Source organism: Xanthomonas sp. SHU 199 (assembly GCF_000364665.1).
Taxonomy (GTDB): Bacteria; Pseudomonadota; Gammaproteobacteria; order Xanthomonadales; family Xanthomonadaceae; genus Xanthomonas_A; species Xanthomonas_A sontii.
This window is the reverse complement of sequence record NZ_AQOI01000121.1, coordinates 1-12270: the sequence shown is the minus strand read 5'-3', so window position 1 is coordinate 12270 and position 12270 is coordinate 1. Positions and strand designations below refer to the sequence as shown.

Here is a 12270-nt window from a genome sequence, read left to right as displayed (position 1 = left end):
GACAGGCGCGGCCGCCGGCGCAGTTGGCGCAGCAGCCGGCGCCGGCGCTTCATTGACCAGTTGCAGCGTCGCCACCCCGGCCGGCACGGCCGGCATCGGCACCGACGGCGGGGTCGGCGGCTGCATCGCCCACCACACCGCGACGCCAAGGTTGAGGATGGTCAGGACGACGAGCAGGGCGCGAACGAGCATGGCCGGATTCTAGAGCGTGCGATGCACGTTGGGAGAGACAGCGTCGTTTGCGTGGGACGTTGCGACTTCGGCGCAACGTCCGCCTGCGCCGGCCCGCTCAGGCGGCACCGGCACCGGCCACGACGTGCGCGTGCGCCCACAGCGCCAGTCCGTCCAGGACCAAGGCGGGGCGCTGCTCGGCCGGCGGCAGCGCGTGCAACAGCGGCGGCACCCCACCGCCGTGCAGCAGCAGCCGGGGTCGACGTCCGAGCAAGGCCTCGCCTTGCTGCAGGCTGCGCTCGATCAGCGCCACTGCCGCGCCGTCGCAGCCGGAGGCCAGGGCGTCGGCGGTGTCGGCGGCGAACTCGTGGTAGTCGCCGCCCTCGGCCGGCAACTGCGCCGCCTTCTGCTGCAGGGCCTGGCGCATCACCGTGGGCGACGGCGCGATGCGGCCGCCACGGTGCAGGCCATCGCGGTCGAGCAGGTCCACGGTCAGCGCCGTTCCGACCCCCACCACCAGCACGTCGCCGCCGCCATGCGCGGCGAGCAGGGCCAGGAACCGGTCCACGCCGAACGCCTGCGGCCGCGCATAGGCGATGCGGACCCCGGCGCAGACGGCCTCGGTCCGCGCCACCTGCACCTGCGCGAAGCGACTGCGCAGCGTCTCCAGCACGGTGGCGGTCAGGGCCGGCGCGGCGACGCTGGCAACGTAGGCGGTGCCACCCTGCGGCAGCGCCGCGACCGCCGCCGCGTCCATCGCCTCGGCACCATGCGGCCAGGCCTGCACCGTGCCCACCTTTCCGTGTTCCAGCGCGGCGAACTTGAAGCGCGAATTGCCCAGGTCGAACAGCCAGTCGCTCATGCCGGCCTCACGCTGACGTCGCCCGCATGCACCAGCTGCTCGCCGTCGGCGAAGGCCACCCGCAGCGCGCCGTCCTCGGCCAGCCCCAGGGCCGTGCCTTCGCGCACCTGGCCGCCATCGTCGATGCGCACGGCGCGTCCGACCAGCAGATCCAGCGCGGCGTAGCGCGGCAGGAACGGCGCCAGTCCATCCGCGTCGAACAGCGCCAGCGCCGGCAGCAGCTGCGACAGCACCGCCGCGGCGATCGCGTTGCGCGACACCGCGCCGCCGGCCAGCCGCGTCAGGTCGGTCCACGGCTGGTCGATGTCCGCGGCAGCGGCCGCCGGCATCGCCACGTTCAGGCCCAGGCCGATCACGGCCCGCGCCGGTCCGGCGAACTCGCCGCCGCCTTCCACCAGCAGGCCGCCCAGCTTGCGCCCGTCGGCCAGCAGGTCGTTCGGCCACTTCAGCCCGACTGAGGCGAATCCGGCCGCACGCAGGGCTTCGGCCACGGCCACGCCGGCCGCCAGGCTCAAGCCGCCCAGCCGGCCCAGCCCGCCCTGGAAGCTGCGCGCCACCGACAGATACAGATGCGCCGCCAGCGGCGACGCCCAGACCCGGCCACGGCGGCCACGGCCGCCGGTCTGGCGCTCGGCCATCAGGACCTCGCTGCCCTGCGCCGGCGCCGGCCGCTGCAGCAGGGTGGTATTGCTGGAGACCAGGCTCCAGGCGATCTCCAGCCCGGCCAGCTCGGCGCCCGCCGGCCCGCTCAGTCCGGCCCGGATCGCCGCGGCGTCGAGCAGTTCCAGAGGCCGTGCCAGGCCATAGCCCTCACCGGCCCGGCCCTCGATCTCCACCCCGGCCGCGCGCAGCGCCTGAATGCGCTTCCACACCGCCGCCCGGGTCAGCCCGCAGGCGCGCGCCAGGGCATCGCCGGACAGGGGGCCCTTGCTGAGCCTGGCCAACAGTTCGCGCTCGTCCAACGCCGGTTCCATCGCCTCGTTTCGCCCCCGGGCGCGCCGTTGCGCGACCTCGTAAACCGAAAAGTATGCGGCAACGCCCTCCGGGCGCCCAGGGCCGGGGCCCTGCACTGGGTGAAAACCGCGTTAGAATCGGGATTCACCGCCGCTCGCCCTGGATGCCGACGATGCGCCGTTCCCTGCCCTGCCTGCTCCTGTTGCTGCTGCCACTCGCCGCCGCCCACGCGTCCAACGTGCTGGCGGAGAAGCCGCACACCGACTGCACCTACGGCGACGCGGCCGATGCCGACAGCACGCCGACGCGCCCGCCCGCGGCGCTGCATGCGCCCGCCGCCACCGGCAAGCCGGCTTCGACCACCACGGGCGGCGGCAGCGACAGCGACCTGGTGCCGCGCATGCGCATGCCGAAGTGGCACAGCTTCCTGCCGGGGATGTTCCGCTGATTCCACGCTGGCTGCGCGGGCTGTGGTCGAAACCCGCCGCCATCGATGACCCTACCTGGCAGGCCGTGCGCCGCGACTGCGCCTGGGTCGCCGCCCTGGATGCGCCGCGCGAACAGCGCCTGCGTACCCTGGCCAGCGAATTCCTGCATCGTAAGACCATCTCGCCGCTGGGCGGCCTGCAGCTGGATGCCCGGCAACGCAGCCTGCTCGCCGCACTGTGCTGTCTGCCGCTGCTGGAGTACGGCAGCGAAGGCATGCGCGGCTGGTCGCAAATGCTGGTCTACCCGGACGCGTTTCGCGTGCAGCGCAGCCATGTCGACGCGGCCGGCGTGCTGCACGAGTGGGAAGACGAACTGATCGGCGAATCCTGGGACAGCGGCCCGTTGATCCTGTCCTGGGCCGACGTGCAGGCCGACCTGGACGATCCACGTGCCGGCTACTGCGTGGCGGTGCACGAAATGGCGCACAAGCTCGACGTGCTCGACGGCGCCCTCGACGGCACGCCGCTGCTGCCGCGTACGTGGCAACGGCAATGGGCCGCCGATTTCCAGCGCAGCTACGACGCCTTCTGCGGGCGCGTGGACCGCGGCCGCGCCAGCGAGATCGACGCCTACGCCGCCGAAGCGCCGGAAGAATTCTTCGCGGTGGTCAGCGAATATCACTTTTCCGCCCCAGAGCGGCTGCAACGCGAGATGCCGGAAGTGGCGGCGCATCTGGCGCGGTTCTATGGTCGCTCTCCGTTTGCCGCGGACTGAGCGGCCATCGCGTCTTGAGGCATCGCTTCAAGACGTCGCCGCGATGAACGCGACAAAGCATGCGTTACGGGGAGTCGAGCGCGTAACGCGTCGGGACTGAAGTCCCTCCCACAGTGCACCCGTCGGGCGCCAGGTGCCGGGTATGGGCGGCTCGTACAGGACATTTCCCGAATCCCTCCATCGCGGAAAACGCATCACACCAACTTCAAATCCCGCGCATGCGCCTGCGGAAACACCTTCTGCAGTTGCGTCGGCGACAGGCCCCACATGCGGCCGAGCAGGCCGGCGAACATGTCGCGGTAGTTGGTCAGCACCGGGTAGTCGCGGTCCTGGAACAGCTTGTCCTTGCTCACCGCCACCTGCTCGCCGGCGATGCGGCCGCCGTTGACCCCGCCGCCCAGCACCCAGTACGTGGTGCCGTGGCCGTGGTCGGTGCCCTTGTCGCCATTCTCGCGGAAGGTGCGGCCGAACTCGGACAGCACCACCACCACCGTATTGCGCCACTCCGGCCCCAGCGCCTCGGCATAGGCCGACAGCCCCTCGGACAGGTTGGCCAGGTTGTTGGCCAGCGCGCCGTCGGTGCTGCCCTGGTTGACGTGCGTGTCCCAGCCGCCGACATCGACGAAGCCGAGCCGGTAGCGCTCGCGCATCAGCGTGGCGATGCGGCGGGTCTCGTCGGCGAAGGTGCGTGCGCTGGCGGCGCCGCGGTTGGCCTGCTGCATCTCGTCGCGCAGGGCCTGCGAGACCTGCTGGCGCAGCGCCAGGCCGTCGTGCGCGGCACTGGCCAACTGGGTGCCGTGGTACATGCCGGCGAGGATGTCGGCCTGGCGCTGATCGAAGGCCGGGGTCGGATTGCGCTTGAGCGAGAGATTGGGAATATCGCCGCCGCCCTGGAAACTCAGCGGCAGCGAGTCGGTGAAGGCGATCGACGGCGTGCTGGTGGCCACCTGCGACAGCCGCGCCAGGAAGCCGGTGCGGTAGTCGCTGCGCTGCCCGGCCGGTTGCCCGGCCTCGATGCTGTCCTGGGTCTCGAAGTGGCTGCGCGACAGGTCGTCGGTGCCGGCGAAAGGCACAAAGGCCAGCTGCTTGTCGTTCCACAGCGGCATCAGCGTGTCGCGCAGCCGTGGGTTCAGGCCCCACTGCGTGTCCAGCGCGATGGCGCTGTTGGGATTGGCCGGATCCGGCCTGGCGATGGCCAGGCTCGGCCGCGAGGCGTAGTAGAAATCGCTCGCGTACGGCACCAGCAGGTTGTTGCAGTCGTAGCCGCCGCGCAGGAATACCACCAACAAACGCGGCGACGGCGCCGGTGCGGCGAACAGGCGCCCGGCGAACGGCAGGCTGGCCGCAGCGGCGGCGGACGCGAGCAGGAAGCGGCGACGGTGCATGACGAAACTCCGGGCGGCGAAGGCCGCAGTCAGCGGTAATTGAAGTCGGGGGACGCCAGCAGGTAGCCGTTCCACTCCTGCTGCGAGCGCGCCTGCGCCAGCGCCTGGCGCGTGGCGTCGCTCAGTTGCGGCTCGATCGCGTGGTAGTACAGCGGCGTGCTCAGTTGCGGGAAGCCGCCGCGCTGCTGCCCCTCGACGGTGAACAGCTGGGTGTTGCCGTTGCCGATCGCACGCGCGATCTCGAAGCGCTGCGCCATTTGCCCGGAACTGTTCCAGGCACTGGACTGCAGCGACCAGCCATCGGGCGTGATCCGTCCGAAGCTCGGCTCGCCCATCTGGTTCAACCAGCCCAGCAAGGGCTGCGGATTGACGATGGTCTGCCCGTCGTAGGCCAGGCGCAACGCCGAGACCAGGAAGCGGTACGGATCCTTGAACTTGTGTGGCGCGCCGGCCGCCATCTCCGGTGCGGTGAACATCACCTGCAGCACCGCCGCGATATCGCCATCGCTGCGCTGGAAGGTGCGCGCCATCTTCTCCACCAGCGCCGGCGGCGGATCGTCGGCGACGAAGTACTCTGCCAACTGCCGCGAGATGAAGTGCGCGCATGCCGGCTGGCGCACGATCAGTTGCACCGCGCGCTCGACCTCGTCGAAGCCGCCGCCGGCGATGCGCTGGCCGAGCAAGGTCTTGTCGCCGGGTTCGTGCCGCGCCGGATTGAACTCGAACGCGCCACGGCGCACATACTGCGCCTGCAGCGCCGGCGGCAGCTTCGGCGGGCCGTCGCGGTCGACCGGCGCGATGCCGACGCCGGTGAGGATCAGCGCCAGTTGCTGCACGTCCTTCTGCGTGTAGCCGGCATCGACGCCGAGGGTATGCAACTCCATCAACTCGCGCGCGTAGTTCTCGTTGACCTTGCCCTTGGCGTTCTGCGCGTTGTCCAGGTACTCCAGCATCGCCGGACTCTCCAGCGTCGCCATCACCAGGTCGGAGAACTTGCCCAGCGCGTGCGGGCGGATCGCGTTGTCGGCGTAGTCGGCCACGGTCCAGTGCAGGCGACCCTTGTCGGCGAACACGCTGAAATGGTTGAGCCAGAACCACACCATCTGCTCGCGCAGCTGATCCGGCGCGTAGATGGAACGCAGCAGCTGCGCCTGGCGTGCCTGGTTCAGCAGCAGATCGCCGCGCTGCTGCGCGGCCTTCTTCGCCGCGACCTTGGCATCGCCATCCGGCATCGCCTTGATCGCCTGCTGTGCGGCGGCCTGCTGCTTGAGCAGTTCCTGGACCGGCGTGTGCAGCGCGGCGTAGCCGTCCAGTTGCGCGCGCACCGGCGCCGGCAGGGCGGCATCGCCACCGTCGGCCTGCAGTTGCTCGCGCAGGAAGCGCTTGCGGCCATCGCGCTCGAACTGCGCCACGCTGGCGCTGTCCAGGCCGGTGGTCATCGACTGCAGCCAGCGCGCATCGTCGCGCTTGAGCACCTTGTCGGTGGCAGCGATGGCGCCAACGGTGAACAGCACCAGCAGCAACGACAGCAGCAATCGCTGGGTATTGCGCAGCGCGCGCCGGCCGCGCACGCGCAGACGCGTTGCTGCAGGACGATGCCGGGATGCGGACATGCGGGGCTCCTGGACGAAAAGCGGCGTGAAGACCGGCGCAGTATCGCCAGCTGCGCGCCGGTCGCGTTAAGCCTCTGTCGGAAACCTCCCGGTCATTTGCACGGGATTCACCTGCTGCTGCACTGCAACGGCGCGCGCGGCCGCCCGATTGGCGCGGGTCGTCGCTGCGCAGCGGGATGCCGGTCCCAGACCAGCACAGGAGCGCGCTGTCGGGCCTACAACCCCGGCGGCAGGGTGACCAGGAAGCGCGCCCCGCCCAGTTCCTCGGAGCGGCTGACCTGCAGCTCGCCGCGGTAGCCCTTGACCAGGTCCTGCACGATCGCCAGGCCGATGCCGTGGCCATGCACGCGCTCGTCGCCGCGCACGCCGCGCTGCAGGATGTGGGCGACCTCTTCCGGCGCGATGCCGGGGCCGTCGTCCTCCACCGCGATGATCAGGCCGGCGCGGCGGCTGCCGGCGGCCGGCTCCGGGCGCACGCTCAGCAGCACCCGCCGGCGCGCCCACTTGAAGGCGTTCTCGAGCAGATTGCCGAGCAGTTCCTGCAGGTCGCCGGGCTCGCCGTGGAAGCGCGCGCTCGGCTCGATGTCGAACTCGCACAGCACGCCCTTGGCCGCATAGACCTTCTCCAGGCCGCGCACGATCTCCTCGGCGTTGGGCTCGATCGGCAACGGCGCGGCGAACAGCTTGTGGCCGCTGGAGGCGGCGCGCGCCAGCTGGTAGGACACCAAGTTGTTCATGCGCCGTAGCTGCACGTCCAACTCTTCGCGCAGCTCCGGCCCCTGCGCACCGCTGTCGAGCTGGGTGCGCAATACCGCCAGCGGCGTCTTCAGGCTGTGCGCCAAGTCGGCCAGGGTGTTGCGCTGACGGTCCAGGTTCTCGCGCTCGCTCTCGATGAAGGCGTTGATGCTGTCGGTCAGCGGTTCCAGTTCGCGCGGATGGCGATCGCCCATGCGCACCGCTTCGCCGCGCTGCACCTTGGTCAGTTCGTTGATCACCCGGCGCAGCGGGCGCAGGCTCCATTGCAGGATGAAGGCCTGCAGCACCAGCAGGATCAGGCCGGCGCCGCCGAGGTTGAACCACACCCGGCCGCGGAACACGCGCAGTTGCGCGCCCAGCGCGCGGGTGTCCTCCATGATGTAGATGGTGACCGGGGTTTCCTTGTCGTGGCGCACGTAGGCCAGGCCGATGCCGTAGCGGTAGACCTCGCCTTCGCTGCCGTCGATCTGGGTCATCGGCCAGGGTCCGTCGAAGGTTTCCTGACGCGGTTCGAGCATGCCGCCCTTGGGCGGCAGCGGCCCCTCACTGGACATCGATATCCAGCGCTCGTTGGGCAACTCGATCTGCGCGTACAGGCCGCTGCCGGGCCGGTCGAAATGCGGGTCCGGCGACGACTTGTCGTTGTTGATGTACAGCGAACCGTCGCGGGCGACGTCGATGTTGTTGGCGTACGCGGTGGCGTAGCTCTTCAGGCGCTCGCGCAGGTTGCTCAGCGCGGTATCGGCGAATGCCTGGTCCAGCGCGTAACCTGCCGCGGCAAGGAACGCCAGCAGGCTGAGGCTGGCGGCGAGCAGCTGGCGCGCCTGCAACGAACGCGGGCGCCAGCGCTTGTACCACCTGGGTCGTGCCGCCACGCGGTCGCTTCCTCGGTGTGCTCGCCGGCGCCTGCGATCAGCCTTCGGTACGCGGAATCGCGAACCGGTAGCCGCGGCCGCGCACGGTCTCGATCGGCTTCAACTCGCCGTCCGGGTCCAGCTTCTTGCGCAGGCGGCCGATGAAGACTTCCAGCACATTGGAGTCGCGGTCGAAATCCTGCTGATAGATGTGCTCGGTCAGGTCGGCCTTGGAGACCAGTTCGCCGGCATGCATCATCAGGTACTCGAGCACCTTGTACTCGTAGCTGGTCAGGTCGACGTTGCTGCCGCTGACGCTGACGGTCTGCGCCGCCAGGTCCAGCGCAACCGGACCGCATTCCAGGGTCGGCTTGCTCCAGCCGGCGGCGCGGCGCAGCAGCGCATTGACGCGCGCCAGCAGCTCTTCGACGTGGAACGGCTTGACCAAGTAGTCGTCGGCGCCCTGCTTGAGGCCTTCGACCTTGTCCTGCCAGCTGGAACGCGCGGTGAGGATCAGCACCGGAAACTTCTTGCCTTCGTCGCGCAGCGCCTTGATCAGCTCCATGCCCGACATCTTCGGCAGGCCCAGATCGATGATGCCCACGTCGAAGGGCACTTCGCGGCCCATGTACAGGCCTTCCTCGCCGTCCTGCGCCGCATCCACCGCAAAGCCTTCGCGCTTCAGGCGAGCGGCCAGGGTCTCTCGCAGCGGAGCTTCGTCTTCGACCAGAAGGATACGCATGAACTCTCCCTAGTAACTTACAGGTGGCCGGTGGCCGGGGCGGTGTGTGGAACCTGAACCGAACTATCCGGACTCACGGGTGATCGTCGCGTGGTGGCTCGGGAGGCTCGCCCGACCGCGGCGCCCGCGGCGGCGCCGCACGGCCAGGTTGCGGATCGTCCATGTAGCGTACCCGCCCACGGCCGTCCATGTACTTGACGCGGTTGATGTCGCGGCCATCGAACGGCACGCGCTCGGCGCCGAGGATCTGCCCGCCGGTGGAGCGCTGCACCCGGCGCACCGCGTCGGACAGCGAACTACCGCCATAGTCCCGATTGCGCCCCGCATCGCGCTCCGGCGGCGCCATCACACCCGGCATGGGCGGCTGCTGCGCACGGCCGTGCCCAGCCGCGACCGACGCCAGCGCGAGCGCGAAGACAGCGGCAAAGCGGTAGTGGCGGGAAGCGGAAGAAGTCACGACGGGCATCCTAACGGACTGATCGGAAACGTTCAAAACTTGTGAAGCGCGACACCTCGCGGAAACGAAGACGACCTCGAGAAATCGAGGCAAATTCTTGATTTTTCGGGGTGAATCCGGTCTGAACTTTTCCAAACGCCCCCGGCAGTATTCAGTCAAATGAACCTGCCGAAGGCCGATGCAAGGGCCGCGCCAGGGGTCTGGAGAGGCCCTTCGGCAGGTGCTTCGCGGCGTCTCCGCAGGACCAGAGACTAGCTCCAGGAACCTGAACGGAATCCCTGAACGAAGTGCGGAAGACGGCGGCGTGGCAGTCGTCGATCGAGACGCCGCATGGATAGGCGACCGCTTGGCGATGAGAGCGATCAGGTCATCGAGGCGAAAGGTGCCCCGGACCACGCGGCTGCGCCCGTCGGATCACGCCGCCGCGCGTGCCGCCCCGTCGGTGACCGCCAGCGCCCGCTCCAGCAGCGCCCAGTCCGCGCCCAGCCGGTGCGCACCTTCGCTGAGCACTTGGCGGAAGGCGCGGCCACCGGGCTGGCCGTGGAACAGACCGAGCAGGTGCCGGGTGATGTGCTTGAGCGCCAGGCCCTCGGCCAGACGCGCCTCGACGTAGGGACGCAGCGCGCGCAGCAACTCCGCGCGCGGGCGCAACGCGGCGCCGGTCAGGGCCGCGTCCAGCCGGTGCAGGACGTAGGGATCGTGGTAGGCGGCGCGGCCCAGCATCACCCCATCCACCGCCTGCAACTGCGCCTGTGCCGTCTCCACCGCGGCCAGGCCGCCGTTGAGCACCACCTGCAGTTGCGGCCGCTCGCGCTTGAGCCGGTGCGCCCAGTCGTAGCGCAGCGGCGGCACCTCGCGGTTCTCCTTCGGCGACAGGCCCTGCAGCCAGGCATTGCGCGCGTGCACCACGAACAGCCCACAGCCCGCCGCGGCGACCTGGTCGACGAAGGCCAGGAACACCGCGTAGTCGTCGTCCTGGTCCACGCCCAGCCGGCACTTCACCGTCACCGGGATGTCGACCGCCGCGACCATCGCCGCCACGCACTCGGCGACCAGCGCCGGCTCGCGCATCAGGCAGGCGCCGAAGCGCCCGGCCTGCACCCGGTCGGACGGGCAGCCGCAATTGAGGTTGATCTCGTCGTAGCCCCAGTCCTGGCCGATCCGCGCCGCTTGCGCCAGCAGCGCCGGCTCGCTGCCGCCGAGCTGCAGGGCCAGCGGATGCTCGGACGCATCGAAATCCAGCAACCGCGCGCGATCGCCCAGCACCACCGCATTGGCGTGGACCATCTCGGTATACAGCCGCGCCGACGGCGCCAGCAGCCGATGGAAGACCCGGCAGTGGCGGTCGGTCCAGTCCATCATCGGGGCGACGGACAGGCGCAGCGAGGCGGCGTAGCGCGCGGGGAGATCGGCGGCAGGGAGCGGATGCATCATCGGCACGGCGGACTGGCGCCGCCGGCCGTCGGCCGCAGCGCCAGGTCATTGGCTTAGGGATCAATAGCTTACACGTTCGCCATGAACGCTGCCGGGCCCAGCCGGCAAAACGTACCTAGCCCTTGACCGCCCGCCGCATCCGGCCTATCGTGCGCTCGCCGAAGGTATTCATCGCTTCATTCGGATGAAGGGATGGATTTAAACGGGAATCCGGTGACGGCCGGCGCCGCAAGCGCCTGCCCATTCCGGAGCTGCCCCGCAGCGGTGAATGGAAACGACCTCCGTCAATGGCACTGGGCCGGCGCATGCCGGCCTGGGAAGCGACGGACAGTAGGTGCGCAGCCAACGTGGTGCGCGTGTCCATCAGCCCGAATACCGGCCCCGGCCGGAGGACCGTGCGTCCTCCGATTCGACCTGGCGCCTCCGCGGGGAGGCGGCCGGACCGCGACCCGGCCTTGCGCCGCGCCGCGCCGTCCGCCTGCCCGCGCGGTACCGGTTCGCCCGCGGGGGCGAAGGTCGCTGGCGTGGCGGGCGGTCCGTGCGAACGGGACGCGCGGCGCGCGGTTCCTTCGTTCCTCAATGCCCTTGAACGCAATGAGGAAACGCAACATGACGATCGTGACCAACCTGGGCTTCCCGCGCATCGGTGCGCGGCGCGAGCTCAAGCAGGCGCTGGAACGCTACTGGCGCCGCGACATCGACGGCGCGCAACTGCAGGACACCGCACGCGACCTGCGCCTGCGCCACTGGCAACTGCAACGCGAGGCCGGGGTGGACGTGCCGCCCAGCAACGACTTCAGCCTGTACGACGCGATGCTCGACACCGCGTTCCTGTTCGATGCGATCCCGCAACGCTACCGCGCGCTGGCCGATGCCGACCCGCTGGCCGGCTACTTCGCGATGGCCCGCGGCACGCAGGAACACGGCCTGGACCTGCACGCGCTGGAAATGACCAAGTGGTTCGACACCAACTACCACTACCTGGTGCCGGAGCTGGCACGGCGACAGCACTTCCGCCTGCGCGGCGACAAGCCGGTGGTGGAGTTCCTGGAAGCCAAGGCGCAGGGCATCCAGACTAGGCCGGTGCTGATCGGGCCGGTGACCTTCCTGGCGCTGTCCAAGACCGTGGACGGCAGCGACCGCTGGGCGTTGCTGGACAGCCTGCTGCCGGTGTATGCCGAACTGCTGCAACGCCTGCATGCGGCCGGCGCCGGCTGGGTGCAGCTCGACGAGCCGGCGCTGGTGCTGGACCTGGACGACGCCGCGCGCGCCGCCTACGAGCGTGCCTACGCCTTCCTGGCGCAGGCGCCGCGGCCGAAGCTGCTGCTGACCAGCTACTTCGGCGAACTGGGCGACAACCTGGAACTGGCGATGGCGCTGCCGGTGGACGGCATCCACGTGGACCTGGTGCGCGGCGTGGCGCAACTGGATGCGGTGCTGCAGGCCTTGCCGGCCGGGCGCGTGCTCTCGGCCGGCCTGGTCAACGGCCGCAACGTGTGGCGTACCCCGCTGGACAACGCGCTGACCCTGGCCCGCTACGCCGCCGGCCATGTCGGCCGCGAGCGGCTGTGGCTGGCGCCCTCGTGCTCGCTGCTGCACGTGCCGGTGGATCTGCAGCAGGAGACCAGGCTGGACCGCGAACTGGTCGGCTGGCTGGCCTTCGCCAGGCAGAAGCTGCAGGAACTGCGCACCCTGGCCGATGCGCTGGACGACCAGCCGCAGGCGCAGGCGGGGCTGGACGCGGCGCGCGATGCGTTGGCCAGCCGTCGCGCCTCTGCGCGCGTGCACCGCGCCGAGGTGGCGCGGCGGGTGGACGCGCTGACCGACGACGCCGGCCGT

General features: G+C 70.2%; 10 protein-coding genes, 2 pseudogenes and 1 riboswitch. Of the genes and pseudogenes, 3 read left to right on the top strand and 9 right to left on the bottom strand.

All coding sequences use genetic code 11. The features are described 5' to 3' along the window. The 3 genes and pseudogenes from D183_RS27340 to birA all read right to left on the bottom strand — a co-directional run. A pseudogene (locus tag D183_RS27340) lies at window positions 1–192 on the bottom strand (SPOR domain-containing protein); the annotation flags it as partial. A 97-nt stretch (window positions 193–289) separates the two neighbouring features. Beyond that, a complete protein-coding gene (locus D183_RS0105780; protein ID WP_017908170.1) occupies window positions 290–1033 on the bottom strand; it encodes a type III pantothenate kinase in 744 nt (247 codons plus the stop codon). Continuing rightward, window positions 1030–2007 (bottom strand): bifunctional biotin--[acetyl-CoA-carboxylase] ligase/biotin operon repressor BirA, encoded by a 978-nt coding sequence (gene birA, locus D183_RS0105775; protein ID WP_017908169.1) that lies wholly within the window; start codon window positions 2005–2007, stop codon window positions 1030–1032. Before birA ends, D183_RS0105780 begins: the two co-directional genes overlap by 4 nt. A 143-nt stretch (window positions 2008–2150) precedes the next feature. Here birA and D183_RS0105770 point away from each other — a divergent pair, with 143 nt between their 5' ends. Further along, window positions 2151–2435 (top strand): hypothetical protein, encoded by a 285-nt coding sequence (locus D183_RS0105770; protein WP_017908168.1) that lies wholly within the window; start codon window positions 2151–2153, stop codon window positions 2433–2435. Beyond that, window positions 2402–3190 (top strand): zinc-dependent peptidase, encoded by a 789-nt coding sequence (locus D183_RS0105765; protein ID WP_026144226.1) that lies wholly within the window; start codon window positions 2402–2404, stop codon window positions 3188–3190. Before D183_RS0105770 ends, D183_RS0105765 begins: the two co-directional genes overlap by 34 nt. Before the next feature lie 194 nt (window positions 3191–3384). Here the strand turns inward: D183_RS0105765 and D183_RS0105760 are convergent, their stop codons facing one another. The 6 genes from D183_RS0105760 to dusA all read right to left on the bottom strand — a co-directional run bounded on the left by D183_RS0105760 (window position 3385) and on the right by dusA (window position 10431). Next, window positions 3385–4575 (bottom strand): DUF1501 domain-containing protein, encoded by a 1191-nt coding sequence (locus D183_RS0105760; protein ID WP_017908166.1) that lies wholly within the window; start codon window positions 4573–4575, stop codon window positions 3385–3387. A gap of 29 nt (window positions 4576–4604) precedes the next feature. Then, window positions 4605–6188, bottom strand: coding sequence for a DUF1800 domain-containing protein (locus tag D183_RS0105755; RefSeq protein ID WP_051064879.1), 1584 nt, complete (start codon window positions 6186–6188; stop codon window positions 4605–4607). A gap of 215 nt (window positions 6189–6403) precedes the next feature. Further along, on the bottom strand, window positions 6404–7774 hold the full coding sequence (locus D183_RS0105750) for an ATP-binding protein (protein ID WP_017908164.1): 1371 nt from the start codon (window positions 7772–7774) through the stop codon (window positions 6404–6406). Window positions 7775–7856: 82 nt separating this feature from the next. Continuing rightward, the gene (locus D183_RS0105745; RefSeq protein ID WP_003469280.1) at window positions 7857–8540 is read right to left on the bottom strand and encodes a response regulator transcription factor; all 684 of its coding nucleotides are present in this window, start codon (window positions 8538–8540) and stop codon (window positions 7857–7859) included. 73 nt (window positions 8541–8613) lie between these two features. After that, on the bottom strand, window positions 8614–9006 hold the full coding sequence (locus D183_RS24085; protein WP_242004426.1) for a hypothetical protein: 393 nt from the start codon (window positions 9004–9006) through the stop codon (window positions 8614–8616). 405 nt (window positions 9007–9411) lie between these two features. After that, the gene (gene dusA, locus D183_RS0105735) at window positions 9412–10431 is read right to left on the bottom strand and encodes a tRNA dihydrouridine(20/20a) synthase DusA (protein ID WP_017908162.1); all 1020 of its coding nucleotides are present in this window, start codon (window positions 10429–10431) and stop codon (window positions 9412–9414) included. A 144-nt stretch (window positions 10432–10575) separates the two neighbouring features. Further along, window positions 10576–10829: riboswitch (cobalamin riboswitch) on the top strand. A gap of 211 nt (window positions 10830–11040) precedes the next feature. Here dusA and D183_RS0105730 point away from each other — a divergent pair. Next, a pseudogene (locus tag D183_RS0105730) lies at window positions 11041–12270 on the top strand (5-methyltetrahydropteroyltriglutamate--homocysteine S-methyltransferase); the annotation flags it as partial.

Bases quoted from the DNA above. Each gene is read 5' to 3' on its own strand.
- D183_RS0105745 (WP_003469280.1), bottom strand. From the start codon at position 8,540: ATGCGTATCCTTCTGGTCGAAGACGAAGCTCCGCTGCGAGAGACCCTG.
- D183_RS0105780 (WP_017908170.1), bottom strand. From the start codon at position 1,033: ATGAGCGACTGGCTGTTCGACCTGGGCAATTCGCGCTTCAAGTTCGCC.
- dusA (WP_017908162.1), bottom strand. From the start codon at position 10,431: ATGATGCATCCGCTCCCTGCCGCCGATCTCCCCGCGCGCTACGCCGCC.
- D183_RS24085 (WP_242004426.1), bottom strand. From the start codon at position 9,006: ATGCCCGTCGTGACTTCTTCCGCTTCCCGCCACTACCGCTTTGCCGCT.
- D183_RS0105770 (WP_017908168.1), top strand. From the start codon at position 2,151: ATGCCGACGATGCGCCGTTCCCTGCCCTGCCTGCTCCTGTTGCTGCTG.
- D183_RS0105755 (WP_051064879.1), bottom strand. From the start codon at position 6,188: ATGTCCGCATCCCGGCATCGTCCTGCAGCAACGCGTCTGCGCGTGCGC.
- D183_RS0105760 (WP_017908166.1), bottom strand. From the start codon at position 4,575: ATGCACCGTCGCCGCTTCCTGCTCGCGTCCGCCGCCGCTGCGGCCAGC.
- birA (WP_017908169.1), bottom strand. From the start codon at position 2,007: ATGGAACCGGCGTTGGACGAGCGCGAACTGTTGGCCAGGCTCAGCAAG.